Genomic DNA, 21,015 nt, shown 5'->3' with positions numbered 1-21,015 from the left:
CCGTGAACGAAATCATCCGACTGACAGCCGCCGAGCTGGGCGAGAAGCTCGCCGCCGGCGAGATCTCGAGCGTGGAGGCCACGCAGGCCCACCTCGACCGCATCGCCGCCGTCGACGGTGATGTGCACGCCTTCCTGCACGTCAACCAGAACGCCCTCTCCGCCGCAGCCGATATCGATGCGCGTCGCGCGGCGGGCGAGCAGCTCGGTCCGATCGCCGGTGTCCCGCTGGCGGTCAAGGACGTGCTGGTCACCACCGACATGCCGTCCACCAGCGGATCGAAGATCCTCGAGGGCTACATGTCGCCCTTCGACGCCACGGTCGTGGCGCGCTCGCGCGCGGCGGGGCTGATCCCGCTCGGCAAGACGAACATGGACGAGTTCGCGATGGGTTCCTCCACCGAGCACTCCGCCTACGGTCCCACCCGCAATCCGTGGGATCTGGAGCGCATCCCCGGCGGGTCGGGCGGTGGCTCGGCCGCTGCCGTGGCCGCCTTCGAGGCACCGCTGGCACTGGGCTCGGACACCGGCGGCTCGATCCGTCAGCCCGCGCACGTCACCGGCACCGTCGGCACCAAGCCCACCTACGGCGGCGTCAGCCGCTACGGCTCGATCGCCCTGGCATCCAGCCTCGACCAGGTCGGTCCCGTCACCCGCACGGTGCTCGACGCGGGCCTGCTGCACGACGTGATCGGCGGCCACGACCCGAAGGACTCGACCTCGCTGCCGCAGGAGTGGCCGTCATTCGCCGAGGCCGCCCGCGAGGGCGCGACCGGTGCCGTGCTCAAGGGTCTGAAGGTCGGTGTCATCAAGGAGCTGCCCGACTCCGGCTTCCAGCCCGGTGTCGCGGCGTCGTTCCATGAGTCCGTGGCCCTGATGGAGGCCCAGGGCGCGGAGATCGTCGAGATCTCGGCCCCGCACTTCGAATACGGCGTCGCCGCCTACTATCTGATCCTCCCCGCCGAGGCATCCAGCAACCTGGCCAAGTTCGACTCGGTGCGCTTCGGCCTGCGAGTCACTCCCGAGGGCGGCGCGACGGTCGAGGACGTGATGTCCGCCACCCGCGAGGCCGGTTTCGGACCCGAGGTCAAGCGCCGCATCATCCTGGGCACCTACGCACTCTCGGCGGGCTACTACGACGCCTACTACGGCAGCGCGCAGAAGGTGCGCACGCTGATCCAGCGCGACTTCGACCAGGCGTTCGCGCAGGTCGACGTCATCGCCACGCCGTCGGCGCCGACCACGGCGTTCACGCTCGGCGAGAAGATCGACGACCCGCTGCAGATGTACCTGAACGACCTGACCACGATCCCGGCGAACCTCGCCGGTGTGCCCGGCATCTCGATCCCGTCCGGCCTCGCCGCCGACGACGGCCTTCCGGTCGGCATCCAGTTCCTCGCGCCGGCGCACGAGGACGCCCGTCTGTACCGCGTCGGCGCCGCTCTGGAGGCCGCGCTGCTCGATTCGTGGGGCGCCCCTCTGCTGGAGAAGGCACCCGTGCTGGGAGGAACCCGCTGATGGCCACCGTCAAGCTCATGGATTACGACAAGGCCCTCGAGCTGTTCGAGCCGGTGCTCGGCTTCGAGGTGCACGTCGAGCTGAACACGCGCACGAAGATGTTCTCGGACGCCCCGAACCCGGCGAACGACGAGTTCCACGGTGCCGAGCCGAACACGCTCATCGCCCCGGTCGACCTCGGGCTGCCCGGCTCACTGCCGGTGGTCAATGCCACCGCGGTGCGGTCGTCGATCAGCCTCGGCCTGGCGCTGGGCTGCTCGATCGCCGAGTCCAGCCGCTTCGCACGGAAGAACTACTTCTACCCGGACCTGGGCAAGAACTACCAGATCTCGCAGTACGACGAGCCGATCGCCTACGAGGGCTCCGTCGAGGTCGAGCTCGAGGACGGCACGCTCGTGACGATCCCCGTGGAGCGCGCGCACATGGAGGAGGATGCCGGCAAGCTCACGCACATGGGCTCCACCGGACGCATCCAGGGCGCGGAGTACTCGCTGGTCGACTACAACCGCGCAGGCGTGCCGCTGGTCGAGATCGTCACCAAGCCGATCTTCGGAGCCGAGCATCGCGCACCGGAGTACGCGAAAGCGTACATCTCGGCGATCCGCGACATCGTCCGTGCCCTCGGCATCTCGGAGGCGCGTCTGGAGCGCGGCAACCTGCGCTGCGATGCGAACGTCTCACTGCGCCCGCGCGGGCAGGAGAAGCTGGGCACCCGCACCGAGACGAAGAACGTCAACTCGATGCGCTCCGTGGAGCGCGCGGTCCGCTACGAGATCCAGCGCCAGGCGGCGATCCTCGCCGACGGCGGCGCGATCACGCAGGAGACCCGGCACTGGCACGAGGACACCGGCACCACCTCACCGGGGCGTCCGAAGTCGGACGCCGACGACTACCGGTACTTCCCGGAGCCCGACCTGCTGCCCGTGGTGCCGCCCCGCGAGCTGATCGAGGAACTGCGTGCGGCTCTGCCCGAGCAGCCCGTCGCCCGCCGTCGTCGCCTGAAGGCCGAGTGGGGCTTCACCGACCTGGAGTTCCAGGACGCGCGCAACAGCGGCCTGGTCGAGGTGGTCGAGGCCACCATCGCCGCCGGCGCCTCGCCGGCGTCCGCCCGCAAGTGGTGGACCGGAGAGATCAGCCGCCTCGCGAACGCGCAGGAGAAGGATGCCACGGAGCTGGTCAGCCCCGAGAACGTCGCGGCTCTGCAGCAGCTGGTCGATGCCGGCACCCTGACGGACAAGCTGGCCCGCCAGGTGCTCGAGGGCGTCATCGCCGGAGAGGGCACTCCGCAGGAGGTCGTGGACGCCCGCGGCCTGGCGGTGGTCTCGGACGACGGCGCGCTGATCTCCGCCATCGACGAGGCGCTGGCTGCGCAGCCCGACGTGATGGCGAAGATCAAGGACGGCAAGGTCCAGGCCGCCGGCGCGATCATCGGGGCCGTGATGAAGGCCATGAAGGGGCAGGCGGATGCCGCCCGCGTGCGCGAACTCATCCTGGAGCGCGCAGCGCAGTGAGGTCGCGGAGGCCGTGACATCCGGTGCCCGGGGCGGTGATCGCCCCGGGCACCGTCATGTCGTCGCCGCGCAGGTCACGCGGGACCCGCATCCCCCTGTACACCTCCTGACTGACCGGTCGGTCAGGAATGTGCAGCGGATGTCCGCGGCCTCGGGGAGAATGGTTTCATGGGACGCGGCGACGGATCGGGACGCATGGTGTCGTCCCCGGGCGCCGACGACAGCGGCACCGGCATCCTGCACGTCGACATGGACGCGTTCTACGCCTCCGTCGCAACCCTCGATGACCCATCCCTGCGCGGGCTGCCGTTGATCATCGGGGCTCCCGACGGACGGTCGGTGGTCTCCAGCGCATCCTACGAGGCCCGCAGATTCGGGGTCCGCTCGGCCATGCCGGTGTCGCAGGCGGTGCGGCTGTGTCCCGCCGCTCGGATCGTCGCGCCCGACTTCGCGCGGTACCAGGCCGTCTCGAGCCAGGTGATGGCGATCTTCGAATCGTTCACCCCGCTGGTCGAGCCGCTGTCCATCGACGAGGCGTTCCTCGACGTACGCGGCGTGCGCCGGCTGTGGGGGAGTCCGGGCGAGATCGCCGCGCTCATCCGCCGCCGGGTCGCCGATGAGGTCGGCATCAACTGCAGCGTGGGCGTCGCGGCCACCAAGCACGTGGCGAAGATGGCGTCGACGCTGTCCAAACCCGACGGGCTGCTCATCGTGCCAGGAGCCCGCACCCAGGAGTTCCTGGATCCGCGTCCGGCAGCCGCGATGTGGGGGGTCGGTCCGAAGGCCGCCGAAGCTCTCGAGCGCCGCGGCATCCGCACCATCCGTGATGTGCGTGAGGCGGCTCCGGGCATGCTGGAGCGAGCCCTGGGACCCGCGGCAGGGGGTCGCCTGCGCCAACTGGCCAGGGGTGAGGATGCTCGAGAGGTCGAGACCGAGCGGGTCGAGAAGAGCATCGGGCATGAGGAGACGTTCGACGTGGACCTGACCGACCTCGACGTGCTGCGCGCCGAGCTGCTGCGCCTCTCGGACCGAGTCGGCGCCCGCCTGCGCGCAGCATCCTGGGAGGCGCGCACGGTCGCGATCAAGGTGCGCTTCTCGGACTTCTCCACGATCACGCGAGCACAGTCGCTGCCGGAGCCGACCGATGTCGGCCAGCGCATCGGCGACACCGCGACGGCCCTGTTCGACGGCCTCGAGCGCCGTGACCCGATCCGCCTGCTCGGCGTCCGCGCCGAGAAGCTGCAGAGCGCCGGTTCGGCCGGGTTCGCGCTGTGGGACGACGACGCGGAGCGGCGCAGGCTCGAGGGCGCCCTGGACGACGCTCGGGCACGGTTCGGCAGTGCCATGATCACGCGAGCCCGTCATGTCGGACGGGACGACGCCCGTGACGGCGCACATCCGCGCTCCTTCGGCAGGGAATGATCCGCGACACGACGCCCGTCGTCGGCTAGCGTGGACGACATGCCCAACATCGCAGTGGAACTCGGGAACCAGGCCGCCTCGTTCGGGGTCAAGAGCGCATACGGTGAGCCGGTCGATGTCGACGGCGTCAGCGTGACACCGGTCGCTCTGACCGTCTCCGGTTTCGCCGGTGGCAGCGGCGAGGGCATGGAGGGCGGCTCCGGTGGCGGCACGGCGATCCCGCTCGGCGTCTACGTGCGCCGTGAGGAGGGACTGCGGTTCGAGCCCAACCTCATCACCCTGCTCGCGGTCGGCATCCCGTTCGTGTGGGTCGCCGGGCGTGCGTTCACCCGCATCATCCGTGCCCTCAAGAAGTAGCGATCCGTTCGGACAGTGCCTCGATGCGGCCGCAGGCCGCATCGTCGAGGCGGTGCGTGTTCTCGACGCGGTGGCGCCTGTCGTCGTGATCGACGGGCGCAGCGGGGCGGGCAAGTCCACGCTTGCTCGGCGGGTCGCTGAGGACTGGCCCCTCGCCCGACCCGTCCAGCTGCTCGCGCTGGACTCGATCTACCCCGGGTGGGACGGCCTCGCCGCGGGCGCGCGCCTCGCGTTCGAGAACGTGCTGCTCCCGCACTCACGCGGCGATGTCGGCTCCTGGAGGCGCTGGGACTGGGAGAGGGACTCCGAGGCTGAGAGGCACGTCGTCGCTCCCGCCCAGGGGCTCATCCTGGAAGGATGCGGCGCCCTCACGCGCGACTCCGCCGGAGTGATCGATGTCGGGATCTGGGTGGACGGCCCCGCAGAGGGCCGGAAGCACCGTGCGCTCGAGCGCGACGGCGACGGCTACCGCCCGCATTGGGACCGCTGGGCGGCCCAGGAAGAGGTGCACATCCGTGCACACGATCCGCGATCACTCGCGTCGATCGTGGTGACCGTGCCCTGACAGCCGGTTCAGAACCGGGCATCACGCTCGTCAGCCGCCTGGATCAGCCCCTCCAGGCGGTAGCCGAGCCAGTCGTACACGCCGTACCGCGGATCATCCGGATCGTGTGTGTCCGCAGTCTCGATGCCGATGCGGGACGCGAGCACCAGCCGCAGCGCGGTGATCGTGCGCAGCCACGCGTCCAGATGGTCGCCGGGGATGACGGCGTCGCGCGGACGCATCGCGTCCTCGCGACCATGATCGTCTTCGCCGTCGAAGGCGGCGAGATCCGCGCGCACCAGGGCCGCCTCCTCGACGCGACGGTCCAGGAGGTCGCCGCGGGTGAGCGCGCTGTACTCCTGCGAGGCGGCCTCGTCGTCGGGATAGGCGTTCGGGGTGAGCCGCTGCAGCGCGGCATCAGCGTCCCGGGTGGGGGATTCGGCCAGCAGCAGGAACTCGTCGAGAAGTGCGATCAGGTGCTGCCCCTCGATCACCGCCAGCGGCAGCACGACGGTGTGCTCGCTCACAGCGGCGCCTTCCGGACGGTCGCCCACAGCCCGAAGTCGTGCATGGCCTGGGCGTGCACCTCCATGGTCTCGCGCGGACCGGTCGCCACGACGGCCTGCCCTTCGTGGTGCACGGCGAGCATGAGCGCTGTCGCCCGTTCGTCGGAGTACCCGAAGTACCGCCGGAAGACGCGCACGACGTAGCTCATCAGGTTGACCGGGTCGTCCCAGACCACCAACTGCCACGGCTCCAGCGGGGCCGCGACGAGCTCCTCGGAGACGTCGAGATCGGGCAGGGACACCGGCGTGCTCACGCCCACCCCATCTCGTGCAGCTGCTCGTCGTCGATGCCGTAGAAGTGCGCGATCTCGTGCACCAGCGTGGTGTGCACCTCGTCGCGCAGCTCGTCCTCGGCCTCGCACGCGGCGAGGTGAGCCTGCCGGTAGACGATGATGCGATCCGGGAGCTCGCCCAGGCCGTACTGCCCGCGCTCGGTGAGGGCGAGCCCGTCGTACAGCCCGAACAGATCCTCGCCGTCCTCGGGGGAGTCCTCGACCACGAACACGACGTTCTCCAGGCCCTCGACCATGTCGTCGGGCAGCCGATCGAGCTCGTCCACGACGAGCTCTTCGAAGGCTGCGGCGTCCATCTCCATCGGATCAAGCTTAGGAGAGGTCTGGAGCAGCGGGAGTGCGCCGACGCCGTGCCGGGAGACGAGAAAGGAGCGGGATGCTTTCGCATCCCGCTCCTTCTTGGGGTGAGTAACGGGGCTTGAACCCGCGACCCCCGCGACCACAACGCGGTGCTCTACCAGCTGAGCTATACCCACCATGCGCCTGCCGAAACAGGCAACCGCTCAAGTGTATTACATGTTCGAGGTGAACTCTGACACGGTGTGCTCCGAGAGCGCGCGGGCCTCCTCGGTGGAGGGTCCCGGCTCATCCACGAACACCGCACCGGCGGTAGTACTGCAGCTCCCGGATGGACTCGAGGATGTCGGCCAGGGCGCGGTGGCCGCCATCCTTCGCCGGTGCGTTGAAGAACACCCGGGGGTACCAGCGACGGGCGAGCTCCTTGATGCTCGACACGTCGACGTTGCGGTAGTGCAGGTACTGGTCGAGCTCGGGCATGTACTTGGCGAGGAACATCCTGTCGGTGCCGATCGTGTTCCCGGCGAGAGGGGCCCTGCGCTCCTGCGGCACGAACCGGCGGATGTACGCCAGGGTCTGCGCGGTCGCCTCGGCGAGCGGTACGCCCTGCGGTATCTCTTCCAGGAGGCCAGAGGCGCGATGCATCTCGGTGACGAAGTCGTTCATGTGCTCGAGCGCGACGTCGCCGGGCTTGATGACCACGCTGAATCCGGGATCGAGCGGCTTCAAGGTGAAATCCGTGACGACGACGGCGATCTCGACGAGTTCGTCGGCCGCGAGATCGAGACCGGTCATCTCGCAGTCGATCCAGACGAGCCGGTCGTTCTCAGACGCAGAAACCATGATGTCCATCCTAATGACGGGTTGGGACACCGCTGTTGGCCCCCAGGCACGATTCGAACGTGCGACCGGCGACTTAGAAGATCGATGCTCTTCCGCTGAGCTACTGGGGGTCGACAACTAGAGTACCCGGACTCAGCGATCCGGATCGTCGCGATGTCGTCGGGACTCGGATCAGGCTCCCCCGCAGTCGACGCACGGGTGAGACGCGAGGTACGCCACCACGCGCTCGACGTTGCCGATGTGCGGCCTGCACCTGCTTCAGGCGCTCTCCGGTGCTGGGCATCTGGATCTCAGAAGCGCAGTGCGGCGACGGCGTCGTCCGCATCCCAGAACTCGCCGACCAGGCGGAAGATTCCGGTTGCCGTCTGCAGCCGCTCCGCTCGATAGCGGATGCCGAGCGGATCGGCGACGATGCGGAGATGACCGCGGATGCCGCCCCGCTCATCGACGACCCGCCAGAGCCGGTCTCCGGCGCGCTGAAGCGTCTCTCTGCCGGGGCTGATGGTCGGTGTGGTCGAGGGCAGTGCGAGCACGGGGGCTCCGTTGGGGCGTTCGGCGGTGATCATGATGTCGTCTCCTCTCACCTTCGAACATAGGGACGGCCTCCGACATTGCATTCCGACATGCGTCCCGATGCGGGCGATCCATACACTGAGCTGGTGACGTGGACCGCCTGGCTGTCCCTGCTGGTCGACGTCCTCGGGATGTGGTTCTTCATCGCGGTGGCCGCACTCCTGCTGTTCGTGCACTCGTCCTGCACATCGCGCTGATCACGTGGACTCTGCACAATCGCGGGTCTCCGGCATCCTGCCTCTCGCGAGCTCGGGCACGCTGGTGCGATCCGGGCGTCGACCCGGGCCGACGAAGGAGTACGACATGTCCGACACCGTGACGATCCTGGGCAACGTGGCCAGCGATCCGCTGCGCAACACGACGAACCGCGGCGATGCCGTGATCAGGTTCCGCCTGGCCTCCCCGCACCGATGGCTCGACCGCAGCACCGGCGTGTGGAACGAGGGCGAGACCAACTGGTATGACGTCTCGGCGTTCCGGCAGCTCGCAGAGAATGTGCGGTCCTCGCTGCACAGCGGCGATCCGGTGATCGTCACCGGGCGACTCAAGGTGCGCAAGTGGGAGGCGAACGGCAAGTCCGGCACCTCTGTCGAGATCGAGGCGGATGCGATCGGCCACAACCTGAAGCACGGGGCCAGCGCTTTCGTGAAGCCGCACCGCGCACCGGCATCGGATGCTGCGGACCGCTCGGCGCCGCCCTCCGACGAGGATGCACCGGATGCCGGGGACGAGCGGCCCGGCGACGCCGACGCCGCCTGGTCCGTGCCTTCCGACGACGAAGCCGAGCAGCCGGAGGTCTCCTTTCCGGAACTCATTCCGACGTGAACCACCTCTGCTCGTCCGTCGTGGATGAGACCGGATGCCCCGGGACCCGAACCCGGGGGCATCCATGAGCGGGGGTCGTGGAACCGACCGTCGTCGGCGCCCTCCTAGAATCGGAGGGTGCTGCGCCGTCCCTCTGCTCCTTCGCGACGCGGGATTCCCGTTGCGATCGTGCTGGCCGGGCTCCTCGCCGCGACGGGATGCGCACCGACCCCTGCTCCCGCACCGACTCCGTCGATGACGCCGGCAGCGACGACGCCCTCCGAACCGGCGCCCACGCCCCCCGCGCTGCATCCGGAAGGCACAGCGACCGAGAATCTGCCCCTGTTCGCGCAAGTGGTTGATCATGTGTGGTCCTCCGGGAATCGCGCAGAGGGCCGTGCGTACATCGACGCGCTCGTCGCGGCCGGATTCCCGCGCGACCGGATGCAGGTCACCGAGGATGAGACGACGGTCGGCAACCCGGTCGAGAGCCTGCAGTTCTCGGTGGCCTGGGGCGACGCCGAGTGCCTGATCGGCCAGATCGGACCGTCCACCGGCGAGCCGGTCACCGCAGTGATGCCGCAACTGGCCGAGGGACGCTGCCTGATCGGCTCGACGAGGCCGATCGACTGGTGAACGGGGCCGCACCTGCTCCGAGCTCGCCCGGCGACGAAGGCCGGTAGGCTGGTGTGTCGGTGTGCGTCGACATCTCCGGCGCGCACCCGCACGCACACCCGCCGACAGTAAGGGGCTCCTCCGTGGCCGAGTACATCTACTCCATGGTCCGCGCACGAAAGGCCGTGGGCGACAAGCTCATCCTCGATGACGTGACCATGGCGTTCCTGCCCGGCGCGAAGATCGGCATGGTCGGCCCGAACGGCGCTGGAAAGTCGACGATCCTGAAGATCATGGCGGGCCTCGACACGCCGTCCAACGGCGAGGCCAAGCTCACGCCGGGCTTCTCGGTCGGCATCCTCATGCAGGAGCCGGAGCTCGACGAGTCGAAGACCGTGCTGGAGAACATCCAGGACGGCATCGCGATCAAGGCGAAGCTCGATCGCTTCAACGAGATCTCCGCCCTCATGGCCGACCCCGACGCCGACTTCGACTCGCTGCTCGCCGAGATGGGCACCCTGCAGGAGGAGATCGACGCCGCTGACGGCTGGGACCTCGACTCCCAGCTCGAGCAGGCGATGGACGCGCTGCGCACCCCTCCGGGGGATGCCGAGATCGCGCCGCTGTCGGGTGGTGAGAAGCGCCGTGTCGCCCTCGCGAAGCTCCTGCTGCAGAAGCCCGACCTGCTGCTGCTCGACGAGCCCACCAACCACCTCGACGCCGAGAGCGTGCTCTGGCTCGAGCAGCACCTGCAGTCCTACAAGGGCGCGGTGATCGCGGTCACCCACGACCGGTACTTCCTCGACCACGTCGCGGAGTGGATCGCCGAGGTCGACCGCGGACGCCTGATCGGCTACGAGGGCAACTACTCGACCTACCTGGAGAAGAAGGCCGAGCGCCTCGACATCCAGGGCAAGAAGGACGCCAAGCTCGCGAAGCGCCTCAAGGACGAGTTGGAGTGGGTGCGCTCCAGCGCCAAGGGCCGACAGACCAAGTCGAAGGCCCGTCTGGCCCGCTACGAGGAGATGGCCGCCGAAGCGGAGCGGACGAGGAAGCTCGACTTCGAGGAGATCCAGATCCCCGCGGGCCCGCGCCTGGGCAACGTGGTGATCGAGGCGAAGAACCTGCAGAAGGGGTTCGGCGACCGCACGCTCATCGACGGCCTGAGCTTCAGCCTGCCGCCGAACGGCATCGTCGGCGTGATCGGCCCGAACGGCGTGGGAAAGACGACGCTGTTCAAGACCATCGTCGGCCTGGAGCCCCTCGACGGAGGCGACCTGAAGATCGGCGAGACGGTCAAGATCAGTTACGTGGACCAGTCCCGCGCGAACATCGACCCGAACAAGACGCTGTGGGAGGTCGTCTCGGACGGTCTCGACTTCATCACCGTCGGCAAGATCGAGATCCCCTCGCGCGCCTACGTGTCGAAGTTCGGCTTCAAGGGACCGGACCAGCAGAAGAAGGCCGGCGTGCTCTCCGGCGGCGAGCGCAACCGCCTGAACCTGGCGCTGACGCTCAAGGAGGGCGGCAACCTGCTGCTCCTCGACGAGCCGACCAACGACCTCGACGTCGAGACCCTGAGCTCGCTCGAGAACGCCCTGCTCGAGTTCCCCGGCTGCGCCGTGGTCATCACCCACGACCGGTGGTTCCTCGACCGCATCGCCACGCACATCCTCGCCTACGAGGGCACCGACGAGAATCCTGCGCAGTGGCACTGGTTCGAGGGCAACTTCGAGGCCTATGAGGCGAACAAGATCGAGCGCATGGGCCCGGAGGCGGCGCGTCCCCACCGCACCACGCACCGCAAGCTGCACCGCGACTAGATCCCCACGCCCCGATGTCACAACACCTGCACCTCTCGGTGCACCTGCGCTGGGGAGACCTGGACGCGTACAACCACGTCAACAACACCTCGATGCTGAAGCTGCTCGAGGAGGCGCGGGTGCGCGCGTTCTGGATCCCCGGCGACGGGGAGGACGCTCCGCCGACGGCGATCCTCGACCCCGGCATCAGCCAGGGCATGCTCACGCTCGTCGCCCGGCAGGAGATCGAGTACGCTGCGCCCGTGCCGTATCAGCGGCATCCGCTCGACGTCGAGATGTGGTTCGGAAAGATCGGCGGCTCCAGCATGGAGGTCTGCTACGAGGTGTACAGTCCGCTCGCCGCCGACGAGCGCACCCTGTACGCGCGGTCGACGGCCGTCATCGTGCTCGTCGACGCCGCGAGCGGCCGCCCCACCCGCATCACGCCGGAGATGCGGGAGGCGTGGGGGCCCTACGTCGACGAGCCCATCCGCTACGCGCATCGCTGAGGGCGCTTCGACAGGCTCAGCGACCCGGGCGGGCTCAGCGGCCCATCAGCTGCCGGAGGGGACTCTGATCATGATCTCCTGGGCGACGCTGGCCACCAGCACACCTTCGCGCGTGTAGATCCGGCCGGCGGCGAGCCCTCGACCGCCGCGGGCGTTCGGCGATTCCTGGACGTACAGCAGCCAGTCATCCACGCGCGCGAAGCGGTGCCACCACATCGCGTGGTCGAGGCTCGCGACCTTGAGGCCGTGCTCCGCCCAGGACAGCCCGTGGGCGCGCAGGATCGACTCCTGGATCGACATGTCGCTGAGGTACGCGAGTGACGCGCGGTGCAGGCTCGGCGCGTCGGGCAGAGGGGCTCGCATCCGCATCCACACGGCCTGCGCGGCCACGCGCTCAGCACCGGCCTCGACGTAGATCGGCCCCTCGACGTGGCGCATGTCGACGGGGCGGTCGGTGAGCATCCGCTGCGACAGCGGGTGGATGCCGGGGGAGATGGCTTCGTCGTTGGACAGCGTGTCGGGGTCGGGGATGCCCTCCGGCATCGGCGCCGCATGCTCGACGCCGGGACCCTCGTCCTGGAAGGACGCGATCATCGAGAAGATCGGAACGCCGTTCTGGTACGCCTGCGCGCGCCGCGTCGAGAACGACCTGCCGTCGTGGATGCGGTCCACGGCGATGGTGATGCCCTTCGAGGCGTCGCCCGGTCGCAGGAAGTAGCCGTGCATCGAGTGCAGCAGCCGGTCCTCGGGAAGCGTGCGCTCGGCGGCGATCACGGACTGCGCGAGCACCTGGCCGCCGTAGATCCGGCCGGTCGGCATCGGATGCGAGATGCCGGTGAAGATGTCCTCGGTCGTGCGAGCTCCCGACACGTCCAGCGAGAGCACCTGCAGCAATCCGTCGACCGTCTCGTGCGCGTCCATCGCCTGCCTCTCCGATCGGCCCAGGCAGCCGGGTCGACGCTGGGCACCGATGGATAGTCTAGATGTCGTGCCCCCTCGTCTCGTCCTCGCCGATGCCCACACCGCTCAGGACGTGCTGACGTTCCTCGGCCGCTCCCGAGCGATCTCGGATGACGGGGTGCGACTCCAGGCTGCGAACGGCGTGCTGGCGCTGACCGCGGCAGCGCTCGCGCCGCAGGGACTCTTCGACCGCACGCCGACGGTGCTCGCGATGCGGATCGTGCACGCCGACCCCGAGCTCGAGTGCGACCTCGTCGTGGACGATCTCTCCGAGACGGACGATCCTCGGATGCTGCAGCTGCCCGACAGCAGCCGTTCGCCGGCATGGGCGGGCGTGGCGCCGCCGCCGGGCGGATGGCAGTCCGGCGGCGCGCTCCAGGCAGGCGCCGTCGTCGAACGGTCCCAGTGGGGCATGTCGGCTGTGGCGCGCGGGGCGGGTACGCAGTCCGGTGAGGAGATCGTGCGCAGCGTGCGGGCATCCGTCTGGGGTGAGCCGGACGAGGGTCTGCTGGGCCTTCCGCGCGGCGTCGCCTTCGCCGCGCAGGCGTTCGGCTTCCTGTCCGGGGACGAGCGGGTGCCCGTGACGGTCTCCGGGCGCTGGACGCGTCTCGCGTTCCGCCGCGGTCACGTGCTGAGCCGCGGTCCGGCGGCGTTCGGCCTCACGGACGTGCGCGCGACCGGCGCGACCGGCCCTGAGACCGGCTCAGGGCCCCGGATCTAGCGCGCCGCGGCGCGGCCCGCCTGCCGGCCGGAGAACAGGCATCCGCCGAGGAACGTGCCCTCGAGCGCACGGTAGCCGTGCACGCCGCCGCCGCCGAAGCCACTGGCCTCACCCGCGGCGTACAGTCCTGGCACGGGATTCCCGGCGCCATCGAGCGCGCGGCCGTCGAGATCGGTCTGGATGCCGCCCAGCGACTTCCTGGTCAGCACGTGCAGCTTGACGGCGACCATCGGTCCCGCGGACGGGTCCTGCAGCCGGTGCGGCGGTGCGGTGCGGATGAGCCGGTCCCCGCGGTACGCGCGCATCGACCGCAGCATCCCTATCTGCGCGTCCTTCGTGAAGTCGTTCTCGATCTCGCGATCCCGCGCGACGACCTCGCGACGCACCCGGTCCAGGTCGAGCGCCTCGCCACCGGACATCGCCGCCATGCCGCTCAGGAGCGTCTCGAGGTCGTCCTCCACGACGAAGTCCGGGCCTTCGTCGAGGAACGCCTGCACCGGCCCGGTGGGGCCCTTCGCCAGGCGGGACTTCAGCAGCAGCTGGACGTCCTTCCCGGTCAGATCGGGATTCTGCTCGCTGCCCGACAGCGCGAACTCCTTCTCGACGATCTTCAGCGAGGTGACGAACCAGGAGTGGTCGTACCCGGTGGTTCGCAGATGCGCGAGCGTGCCGAGTGTGTCGAAGCCGGGGAACAGCGGGACGGGTAGCCGCGCCCCGGTCGCGTCGAGCCACAGCGAAGAGGGACCGGGGAGGATGCGGATGCCGTGCGACGGCCACACCGGGTCCCAGTTCGTGATGCCCTCCACGTAATGCCACATCCGGTCCTCGTTGGTGAGCCGCGCACCGGCGGAACGTGCGACCTCGTGCATGGAGCCGTCCACGTAGGCGGGCACGCCCGTGAGCATCCGCCCCGGGGAGTCCCGAGTCGCTCCGGCCATGCTCTGCGGACGAGGTCGTGATTGCCGCCGATGCCGCCGGATGCCACGACCGTCGCTCCCGCCGGTGATCTCGAACCCGCCGACGACCTCACGGCTGCTCTCCTCACCGCGATCGGCCGGGCTGTCGGCGAGCACGTCGCCGTGGGCGCCGGTGACGGCGCCGTCCGCAGTGATCAGTGCGGTGACGCGGTGCCGGGGGAGGACGGTCAGCCGGCCGGACTTCTCGGCCTCGGACAGCGCGTCGGAGAAGGGTGCGACGATCCCCGGCCCGGTACCCCAGGTGATGTGGAACCGCGGCACGGAGTTGCCGGGCCCGATCGCGCCGTAGCCGCCGCGCTCCGCCCAGCCGACCACGGGGAAGAAGCCCACCCCGCGCTCGCGCAGCCAGGCGCGCTTCTCCCCGGCGGCGAACTGCAGGTACGCCTCCGCCCAGCGCCGTGGCCACTCGTCCTCGGGACGATCGAAGCCGGCGTTGCCGAGCCAGTCCTCCCTGGCGAGCTCGATCGAGTCACGGATGCCCATCCGGCGCTGCTCGGGGGAGTCCACGAAGAACAGCCCGCCGAACGACCACCATGCCTGTCCGCCGAGATTCGATCGCGGCTCCTGATCGATCACGGTCACGCGACGGCCTGCGGCCACCGCCTCGGTCGCGGCCACGAGGCCGGACAGGCCCCAGCCGATGACGAGCACGTCCGTCTCGTGGGTGCGGGTTGCCATGGCGACTCCTTCGTCGTCGATGAATGAGCGGATGCTACGAGGTGAGCCCCAGGTCGGGGCGCGCCTGCTGGGCAGGCCCCACGCCGGAGGGCTCGAAGGTGTTCACGAGCGAGTGCGCGGCGCGCTGCAGGTAATCCCAGAACGTCGCGTCGTGCAGGGGCGAGAGCTGGGCCTCGTCGAGCGCCGTGCGCATATGGGTCAGCCAGCGATCGCGCGCATCCGGATCGACGTGGAAGGACATGTGCCGCATGCGCAGACGAGGGTGGCCGCGCTGCTCGCCGTAGGTGGACGGGCCGCCCCAATACTGCTCCAGGAACATCCGCAGCCGGTCCTGCGCGGGGCCGAGGTCCTCTTCCGGATACATCGGGCGCAGCACCGGGTCGAGCGCGACCTCGCGATAGAACACGCTCGCGATCCTCTCGAAGGTCTCGTGTCCGCCGATCTCGTCGTAGAACGTCACTTCTTCCCGCCTTCCGTGCCCCCGCCGTTCGAGGATCCGCCGGTCTTCTTGCGCCGCCAGATGCCGCGTTCGATCGTCGGCACACCGGTCACCGGGGTGGGCCTGGTCTTCGGCGGGTTGGCGCCGCGCACGCGGCGGGCGCCCTCCGGCCCGACCGGGATGACCGCCGCCAGGGTCGGAACGGCGATCTCCTTCTCGTCGAAGGCCTTCTTCAACCGGGCACGCAGCTCCTGCGCGACGTCGTCCATCGCGTTCGCCCTGGTCTTGATCACGACGCGGACGACCAGCGCATCGCCGTCGATGGACTCGAGGCCCCAGATCTCGGGCTTCTCGATGATCCTGGTGCGCCACTTCGGATCCTTCGCAAGGGCCTGCGCGGTCTCGAGCATGAGCTGCTCCACCTCGTCGAGATCGCTCTGGGCGGGCAGTCCGAGGTCGATGATCGCGCGGGCCCAGCCCTGCGACATGTTGCCGATGCGCGTCACCTCGCCGTTGCGCACGTACCAGAGGGTGCCGTTCACATCGCGCACCTGGGTGATGCGGACGCTGACGTACTCGACCACTCCGCTGGCGAGGCCGAGGTCGACGACGTCGCCGATGCCGATCTGGTCCTCCGCGACGATGAACATGCCGTTCAGCACGTCCTTGACGATGTTCTGGGCACCGAAACCGAGGCCTGCGCCGACCGCGGCGGTGAGGAGCGTCAGCGAGCCGAGGATGTCCGGGCTGATCACCGAGACGATGAGCACCAGGGCGACGATGACGAGCACCACGTTGACGATGTTCTGCAGGATCGTGCCGAGCGTGCGGGTGCGCTGCACCAGACGCATGTCGGCGAGCGGAGAGCGCTCCAGGGCGACCGTGTCGGCGACGTCGGCCTTGTTCTTCGCGTTGTCGACGATGCGGTGCACGACCCGCCTGATCACCAGGCGCAGCACGAAGGCGATCACGATGCACACGGCGATGATGATCGCGATGTTCAGGAGCTTCCAGCCCACGGTCTTGAGGATCGCGAGCGCCTGTTCCCAGAAGGTGGGCTTGTCGGCTGCCGCGGCTGCGAAGAGGGTGAGGAGTGACATCGCCTTGATTCTACCGACGAGGCCTCTCCGCACGCTGGGCGCGAAGCGTCAGCCCTCGGCTTCGAGCGGCGCGAAGCGGCGGTCGGAGTGGGCCGTGGGGATCAGTCCTCGGCGTCGCGTGCCTGAGCGGCGAGCGCGCGCTCGACGTCTGCGAGGTTCTCGTGCACGAGACGGCGCAGTGCCGGCGCGGCCTCCTGGTTGGAGGACAGCCAGGCTCGCGTGGCATCCCGCAGTTCGATGCTCGCGAGCGAGCGCGGGTACAGACCCACGACGAGATAGTCGGCGATCTGGTACGTGCGCGATGTCCAGATCGGCAGCAGCATCTCGAAGTACTTCGGCACGAACGCGCCGAGCACGTCGACGCCGGAGGGGTGCACGAAACCGGCCGCGGCGGCGCGCACGATGGTGTTCGGCAGATCGGCGTTGTCCACGAGCGAGGTCCACGCGGCCTGCTTGGCGTCCGCGAGGGGAGTGCAGCGCGCGCCTGAGCGGCGAACTCGGCACCCTTCGACGTGTTGTCGGCCGCGAGTGCGGCGTCGATCGCTGCCGCATCGGTGGCACCGGCGGCGGCGAGGCCGACCAGGAGCTGCCATGACAGGTCGGCGTCGATCTCGAGGCCGGGCAGGGTCTCCTCACCGGCGCGGAGCCGGCCGACGATGCCGGCGTGCTCCGGGGTGACCAGGATGTTCGCGAACGCGGTCACCAGCTGCAGCTGGCTGTCGCTGCCGGCCTGGGCGCTCTGCGCGAGGGCCCACAGTCCGTCGGCCACCTTCTCGCGGGCGGCGGAGCGCTGCGATGGGGCGACGTAGGTCGAGGCTGCGAGGGTGAGCTGCGCGAGGGTCGTGCGGATGGTGGTCGACTCGGTCTCCCGCCCGATGTTGCCCAGCACCAGTTCGATGTAGTCGCTCGCGCTGCTCTCGGCATCGCGGGTCTGATCCCAGGCCGCGCCCCAGACGAGCGAGCGGGCGAGCGGGTCGCTGATGTCGGAGAGGTGCTCGATGGCGGTGGCCAGCGACTTCTCGTCGAGCCGGATCTTCGCGTAGGCGAGGTCCTTGTCGTTCAGCAGCACCAGTGCGGGACGCCTCAGACCCTGCAGCTCCGGGATCTCGGTGCGGTCGCCGTCGACGTCGACCTCCACGTAGTGCGTGCGCACCAGCGCTCCGCCGTCGAGGTCGTAGAACCCGATGCCCAGGCGGTGCGGGCGGATGGTCGGGTAGTCGGCGGGGGCGGTCTGCGTGACGGCGAACCGGGTGATGACTCCGCTGGAGTCCTCGGCGATGACCGGCGCGAGGGTGTTCACGCCCGCGGTCTCGAGCCACTTCTTCGACCAGGTGGTCAGGTCGCGGCCGCTGGTGCGCTCGAGTTCGACGAGCAGGTCACTGAGCTCGGTGTTGCCCCAGGAGTGCTTCTGGAAGTAGGCCGAGACTCCGGCGAAGAACGCGTCGATGCCGACCCAGGCGGTGAGCTGCTTGAGCACCGAACCGCCCTTGGCGTAGGTGATGCCGTCGAAGTTGACCAACACGTCCTCGAGATCGTTGATCTCGGCGACGACGGGATGCGTGGAGGGCAGCTGGTCCTGGCGGTACGCCCAGGTCTTCTCCATCGCGTTGAACGTGGTCCACGCCTCGGTCCACTCGGTGGCCTCGGCAGTGGCGATCGTCGACGCCCACTCGGCGAACGACTCGTTCAGCCACAGGTCGTTCCACCACTTCATGGTGACCAGGTCGCCGAACCACATGTGCGCGAGCTCGTGCAGGATCGTGACGACGCGGCGCTCCTTGACGGCATCGGTCACCTTGCTGCGGAACACGTACGTCTCGGTGAAGGTGACCGCGCCCGCATTCTCCATGGCGCCCGCGTTGAACTCGGGCACGAAGAGCTGGTCGTACTTCGCGAACGGGTACGGCACCCCGAACTTCGACTCGTAGTAGGCGAAGCCCTCGCGGGTCTTGTCGAAGATGTAGTCCGCGTCGAGGTGCTGCCACAGGCTCTTGCGGCCGTAAACGCCGAGCGGGATGACGCGGCCCGAGGCGCTGGTCAGCTCGGAGAAGGTCGCCTCGTAGGGGCCGGCGACGAGCGCGGTGATGTAGGACGAGATGCGCGGGGTGGGCTCGAAGCCCCAGGTGGCCACGCTGTCGTCGTCGTGCACGATCGGTTCGGGCGTCGGCGAGTTCGAGACGACCTTCCATGCCGCCGGCGCGGTGACCGTGAACTGGAAGGTCGCCTTCAGATCGGGCTGCTCGAAGACCGCGAAGACGCGCCGGGAGTCGGGCACCTCGAACTGGGAGTAGAGGTAGACCTCGCCGTCCACGGGGTCGACGAAGCGGTGCAGGCCCTCGCCGGTGTTGGTGTACAGGCAGTCGGCGTCGACGACCAGGACGTTCTCGGCCTGCAGATCGGACAGCGCGATACGGGAGTCCGCGAGCACGGCGCTCGGGTCGAGCTGCTCGCCGTTGAGGGAGATCTCACGGACGTCGCGGGCGATGAGGTCGATGAAGGTGAAGGCCCCCGGGGTCGCGGTGAAGCGCACCACGCTGCGCGATCCGAACACCTCGGCGCCCTTGGTGAGATCGAGCGTGACCTCGTAGGACTGCGTGTCGACGACGGCGCGGCGCTCCTGCGCTTCGATGCGGGTGAGGTTCTCTCCAGGCACAGCTGTTCTCCCAGTGGTGAGGGGGCGTCGCCACGGTCCGGCGCTGCTGGCGCCGACGGCAACCCTGACAGCCTACGCCAGGCGCAGGCGCCGTCGAATTCGACGGCCGGGGGATCGGGAGAGACATAGGGAGCGGTGGAAGGATGGAGCGGTGACCGTCTCTTCCGATACTGTTCCGTTCGCCTCTGCCGCAGCCGCCTCCGGCGCCCCGTTCGTGGAGACACCCGTCGCCTATGACGCTCTCGTCCTGGCGAGCTTCGGGGGTCCGGAGGGCCAGGACGACGTGATCCCGTTCCTGCGCAACGTCACGCGCGGCCGAGGCATCCCCGACGAGCGCCTCGAGGAGGTCGCACACCACTACCGGCACTTCGGCGGGGTGAGCCCCATCAACGGGCAGAACCGCGAGCTGAAGGCGGCTCTCGAGGCGGAGATCGCCCGGCGGGGACTCGACCTGCCGGTGTACTGGGGCAACCGCAACTGGGGTCCGTACCTCGACGAGGCGTTCGCGCAGGCCGCCGCAGACGGGCACAGGACGCTGCTCGTGCTGGCCACCAGCGCATACAGCTCGTACTCCAGCGATCGCCAGTACCGCGAGGACATCGCGCGCGCGATCACCGAAGCCGGTCTGGATCAGAAGGTGACCGCCGACAAGGTGCGTCTCTTCTTCGACCACCCCGGCTTCGTCGCGCCGTTCCAGGAGGGCGTCGCCGACGCCGTGCAGCAGCTGATCGCCGACGGCATCGCCGCCGAGAAGATCCACGTGCTGTTCTCGACGCACAGCATCCCCACCGGCGACGCCGAGCGCTCCGGCCCTCGCGATGTCGACTGGGGCGAGGGTGGCGCGTACGGCGCGCAGCACCGTGCCGTGGCGGAGTACATCATGGCCAACCTGCCGGTGGGCGGGGGAGTGCTGCCGTGGGAGCTCGTCTTCCAGTCGCGCTCCGGCCCGCCGACTCAGCCCTGGCTCGAGCCCGACGTCAACGATGTCATCGCCGGCCTCCCGTCCCGGGGCGCGCAGGCGGTCGTGATCGTCCCGCTCGGGTTCGTGAGCGACCACATGGAGGTGCTCTGGGATCTCGACACCGAGGCGATGCAGGCGGCCGAGGAGGCGGGCATCCGCGCGGTGCGCACGCCCACGCCCGGCATCCACCCCTCCTTCGTCGCGGGGCTCGTCGACCTGGTCGAGGAGCGCATCTCGGGGATGCCTGCGGCGGAGCGCCCCCACGTCACCCCGCTCGGTCCCTGGTACGACGTGTCCCGCCCCGGTGACTGCGAGAACGCGCGGCTCGGATTCCGGCCCGCCGCCGCCGGCCTCGTGCCCTGACCGGCGCTTCTAGGATGGATGCCATGCGCATCCACCTCGCCACCGACCACGCCGGACTCGACTTCTCCACGCGCCTGCAGGAGCATCTGCGCGCGGCCGGCCACGAGGTGATCGACCACGGGCCGCTGTCGTACGACCCGCTCGACGACTACCCGGCGTTCTGCATCCGGGCCGCTCAGGCGGTCGTCGAGGACCAGGCCGCAGGCGTCGAGGCACTGGGCGTCGTGTTCGGCGGTTCGGGCAACGGCGAGCAGATCGCGGCGAACAAGGTGGCCGGCGTCCGCGCCGCGCTGGTGTGGAACCCGTCGACCGCCGAGCTCGCCCGAGAGCACAACGACGCGAACGTCATCTCGATCGGTGCGCGCCAGCACACCTTCGACGAGGTGACCTCGTTCATCGACCTCTTCCTCGCGACGCCGTTCTCCGACGAGGAGCGGCATGTGCGCCGGATCGGCCAGATCGCGGAGTTCGAGCGCGACGGATCCCTCCTCCCGGACCCGCGGGCCTGAG

Annotated in this window: 20 protein-coding genes, 2 tRNA genes and 2 pseudogenes; 12 read left to right on the top strand and 12 right to left on the bottom strand. The window is 69.3% G+C overall.

Annotated elements, in window-relative coordinates; translation table 11 throughout:
* Positions 1–2 precede the first annotated feature (2 nt).
* The 5 genes from gatA (at position 3) to L2X99_RS06165 (ending at position 5,372) form a co-directional block, all read left to right on the top strand.
* The gene (gene gatA / locus L2X99_RS06185; protein WP_236124562.1) at positions 3–1,517 is read left to right on the top strand and encodes an Asp-tRNA(Asn)/Glu-tRNA(Gln) amidotransferase subunit GatA; all 1,515 of its coding nucleotides are present in this window, start codon (positions 3–5) and stop codon (positions 1,515–1,517) included.
* Positions 1,517–3,028: an Asp-tRNA(Asn)/Glu-tRNA(Gln) amidotransferase subunit GatB gene (gene gatB / locus L2X99_RS06180; protein WP_236124563.1), complete on the top strand. Its 1,512-nt coding sequence runs from the start codon at positions 1,517–1,519 to the stop codon at positions 3,026–3,028. Before gatA ends, gatB begins: the two co-directional genes overlap by 1 nt.
* A gap of 168 nt (positions 3,029–3,196) precedes the next feature.
* Entirely contained in the window at positions 3,197–4,450 is a 1,254-nt protein-coding gene (gene dinB, locus L2X99_RS06175; protein ID WP_236135763.1) for a DNA polymerase IV, read from the top strand.
* A 39-nt stretch (positions 4,451–4,489) separates the two neighbouring features.
* Complete coding sequence (locus tag L2X99_RS06170) at positions 4,490–4,807, top strand: hypothetical protein (protein ID WP_236124565.1); 318 nt, start codon at positions 4,490–4,492, stop codon at positions 4,805–4,807.
* Entirely contained in the window at positions 4,791–5,372 is a 582-nt protein-coding gene (locus L2X99_RS06165; protein WP_236135762.1) for a hypothetical protein, read from the top strand. The genes L2X99_RS06170 and L2X99_RS06165 overlap by 17 nt, the downstream gene beginning before the upstream one ends.
* Before the next feature lie 8 nt (positions 5,373–5,380).
* On the opposite strand, the gene L2X99_RS06160 is transcribed toward L2X99_RS06165, so the two are convergent.
* From L2X99_RS06160 to L2X99_RS06130, 7 genes and pseudogenes are all read right to left on the bottom strand, one after another.
* On the bottom strand, positions 5,381–5,878 hold the full coding sequence (locus tag L2X99_RS06160) for a DUF2017 family protein (protein ID WP_236124567.1): 498 nt from the start codon (positions 5,876–5,878) through the stop codon (positions 5,381–5,383).
* Positions 5,875–6,159, bottom strand: coding sequence for an ATP-dependent Clp protease adapter ClpS (gene clpS / locus L2X99_RS06155; RefSeq protein WP_442923519.1), 285 nt, complete (start codon positions 6,157–6,159; stop codon positions 5,875–5,877). The genes L2X99_RS06160 and clpS overlap by 4 nt, the downstream gene beginning before the upstream one ends.
* An 8-nt stretch (positions 6,160–6,167) precedes the next feature.
* A complete protein-coding gene (locus tag L2X99_RS06150) occupies positions 6,168–6,512 on the bottom strand; it encodes a metallopeptidase family protein (RefSeq protein ID WP_236124569.1) in 345 nt (114 codons plus the stop codon).
* A 98-nt stretch (positions 6,513–6,610) separates the two neighbouring features.
* Positions 6,611–6,686 (bottom strand) — tRNA-His (locus L2X99_RS06145).
* Positions 6,687–6,722: 36 nt separating this feature from the next.
* Positions 6,723–7,350: pseudogene (gene orn / locus L2X99_RS06140) on the bottom strand (oligoribonuclease).
* Between the two features lie 38 nt (positions 7,351–7,388).
* Positions 7,389–7,460: transfer RNA gene (locus L2X99_RS06135), tRNA-Arg, on the bottom strand.
* Positions 7,461–7,640: 180 nt separating this feature from the next.
* A complete protein-coding gene (locus tag L2X99_RS06130; protein WP_236124571.1) occupies positions 7,641–7,916 on the bottom strand; it encodes a hypothetical protein in 276 nt (91 codons plus the stop codon).
* Positions 7,917–8,226: 310 nt separating this feature from the next.
* Here L2X99_RS06130 and L2X99_RS06125 point away from each other — a divergent pair, with 310 nt between their 5' ends.
* The 4 genes from L2X99_RS06125 (at position 8,227) to L2X99_RS06110 (ending at position 11,653) form a co-directional block, all read left to right on the top strand.
* Entirely contained in the window at positions 8,227–8,748 is a 522-nt protein-coding gene (locus tag L2X99_RS06125; protein ID WP_236124572.1) for a single-stranded DNA-binding protein, read from the top strand.
* Between the two features lie 234 nt (positions 8,749–8,982).
* On the top strand, positions 8,983–9,363 hold the full coding sequence (locus L2X99_RS06120) for a DUF6993 domain-containing protein (RefSeq protein WP_236135761.1): 381 nt from the start codon (positions 8,983–8,985) through the stop codon (positions 9,361–9,363).
* Between the two features lie 122 nt (positions 9,364–9,485).
* Complete coding sequence (gene ettA / locus L2X99_RS06115) at positions 9,486–11,165, top strand: energy-dependent translational throttle protein EttA (RefSeq protein ID WP_236135760.1); 1,680 nt, start codon at positions 9,486–9,488, stop codon at positions 11,163–11,165.
* Between the two features lie 14 nt (positions 11,166–11,179).
* Positions 11,180–11,653, top strand: coding sequence for an acyl-CoA thioesterase (locus L2X99_RS06110; RefSeq protein WP_236124574.1), 474 nt, complete (start codon positions 11,180–11,182; stop codon positions 11,651–11,653).
* Between the two features lie 45 nt (positions 11,654–11,698).
* On the opposite strand, the gene L2X99_RS06105 is transcribed toward L2X99_RS06110, so the two are convergent.
* Complete coding sequence (locus tag L2X99_RS06105; RefSeq protein WP_236135759.1) at positions 11,699–12,574, bottom strand: acyl-CoA thioesterase; 876 nt, start codon at positions 12,572–12,574, stop codon at positions 11,699–11,701.
* 49 nt (positions 12,575–12,623) lie between these two features.
* On the opposite strand from L2X99_RS06105, the gene L2X99_RS06100 reads away from it, so the two are divergent.
* On the top strand, positions 12,624–13,334 hold the full coding sequence (locus L2X99_RS06100; protein ID WP_236135758.1) for a hypothetical protein: 711 nt from the start codon (positions 12,624–12,626) through the stop codon (positions 13,332–13,334).
* Here the strand turns inward: L2X99_RS06100 and L2X99_RS06095 are convergent.
* From L2X99_RS06095 to pepN, 4 genes and pseudogenes are all read right to left on the bottom strand, one after another.
* On the bottom strand, positions 13,331–14,989 hold the full coding sequence (locus L2X99_RS06095) for an FAD-binding dehydrogenase (protein ID WP_236135757.1): 1,659 nt from the start codon (positions 14,987–14,989) through the stop codon (positions 13,331–13,333). The two genes, L2X99_RS06100 and L2X99_RS06095, sit on opposite strands and share 4 nt — an antisense overlap.
* 34 nt (positions 14,990–15,023) lie before the next feature.
* Positions 15,024–15,449: a globin gene (locus tag L2X99_RS06090; RefSeq protein ID WP_236135756.1), complete on the bottom strand. Its 426-nt coding sequence runs from the start codon at positions 15,447–15,449 to the stop codon at positions 15,024–15,026.
* Positions 15,446–16,528 carry a mechanosensitive ion channel family protein gene (locus tag L2X99_RS06085; RefSeq protein WP_236124578.1) on the bottom strand — a complete coding sequence of 361 codons (1,083 nt, stop codon included), beginning with the start codon at positions 16,526–16,528 and terminating at the stop codon, positions 15,446–15,448. The genes L2X99_RS06090 and L2X99_RS06085 overlap by 4 nt, the downstream gene beginning before the upstream one ends.
* Before the next feature lie 101 nt (positions 16,529–16,629).
* A pseudogene (gene pepN, locus L2X99_RS06080) lies at positions 16,630–19,181 on the bottom strand (aminopeptidase N).
* Between the two features lie 151 nt (positions 19,182–19,332).
* On the opposite strand from pepN, the gene L2X99_RS06075 reads away from it, so the two are divergent.
* Together L2X99_RS06075 and L2X99_RS06070 are read left to right on the top strand one after the other, a co-directional pair.
* Positions 19,333–20,505, top strand: coding sequence for a ferrochelatase (locus L2X99_RS06075; protein ID WP_236124579.1), 1,173 nt, complete (start codon positions 19,333–19,335; stop codon positions 20,503–20,505).
* A gap of 23 nt (positions 20,506–20,528) precedes the next feature.
* Positions 20,529–21,014 (top strand): ribose-5-phosphate isomerase, encoded by a 486-nt coding sequence (locus L2X99_RS06070; RefSeq protein ID WP_236124580.1) that lies wholly within the window; start codon positions 20,529–20,531, stop codon positions 21,012–21,014.
* Position 21,015 lies beyond the last annotated feature (1 nt).

Source organism: Microbacterium sp. KUDC0406 (assembly GCF_021582875.1).
In the GTDB taxonomy this organism is placed as follows: domain Bacteria; phylum Actinomycetota; class Actinomycetes; order Actinomycetales; family Microbacteriaceae; genus Microbacterium.
Note: the sequence above shows the minus strand (reverse complement) of the source record. Positions and strands in the feature narration are given on the sequence as shown.

Bases quoted from the DNA above. Each gene is read 5' to 3' on its own strand.
- gatB (WP_236124563.1), top strand. From the start codon at position 1,517: ATGGCCACCGTCAAGCTCATGGATTACGACAAGGCCCTCGAGCTGTTC.
- dinB (WP_236135763.1), top strand. From the start codon at position 3,197: ATGGGACGCGGCGACGGATCGGGACGCATGGTGTCGTCCCCGGGCGCC.
- L2X99_RS06170 (WP_236124565.1), top strand. From the start codon at position 4,490: ATGCCCAACATCGCAGTGGAACTCGGGAACCAGGCCGCCTCGTTCGGG.
- L2X99_RS06150 (WP_236124569.1), bottom strand. From the start codon at position 6,512: ATGGAGATGGACGCCGCAGCCTTCGAAGAGCTCGTCGTGGACGAGCTC.
- L2X99_RS06130 (WP_236124571.1), bottom strand. From the start codon at position 7,916: ATGATCACCGCCGAACGCCCCAACGGAGCCCCCGTGCTCGCACTGCCC.
- L2X99_RS06125 (WP_236124572.1), top strand. From the start codon at position 8,227: ATGTCCGACACCGTGACGATCCTGGGCAACGTGGCCAGCGATCCGCTG.
- L2X99_RS06120 (WP_236135761.1), top strand. From the start codon at position 8,983: ATGACGCCGGCAGCGACGACGCCCTCCGAACCGGCGCCCACGCCCCCC.
- L2X99_RS06110 (WP_236124574.1), top strand. From the start codon at position 11,180: ATGTCACAACACCTGCACCTCTCGGTGCACCTGCGCTGGGGAGACCTG.
- L2X99_RS06105 (WP_236135759.1), bottom strand. From the start codon at position 12,574: ATGGACGCGCACGAGACGGTCGACGGATTGCTGCAGGTGCTCTCGCTG.
- L2X99_RS06100 (WP_236135758.1), top strand. From the start codon at position 12,624: ATGGATAGTCTAGATGTCGTGCCCCCTCGTCTCGTCCTCGCCGATGCC.
- L2X99_RS06095 (WP_236135757.1), bottom strand. From the start codon at position 14,989: ATGGCAACCCGCACCCACGAGACGGACGTGCTCGTCATCGGCTGGGGC.
- L2X99_RS06085 (WP_236124578.1), bottom strand. From the start codon at position 16,528: ATGTCACTCCTCACCCTCTTCGCAGCCGCGGCAGCCGACAAGCCCACC.
- L2X99_RS06070 (WP_236124580.1), top strand. From the start codon at position 20,529: ATGCGCATCCACCTCGCCACCGACCACGCCGGACTCGACTTCTCCACG.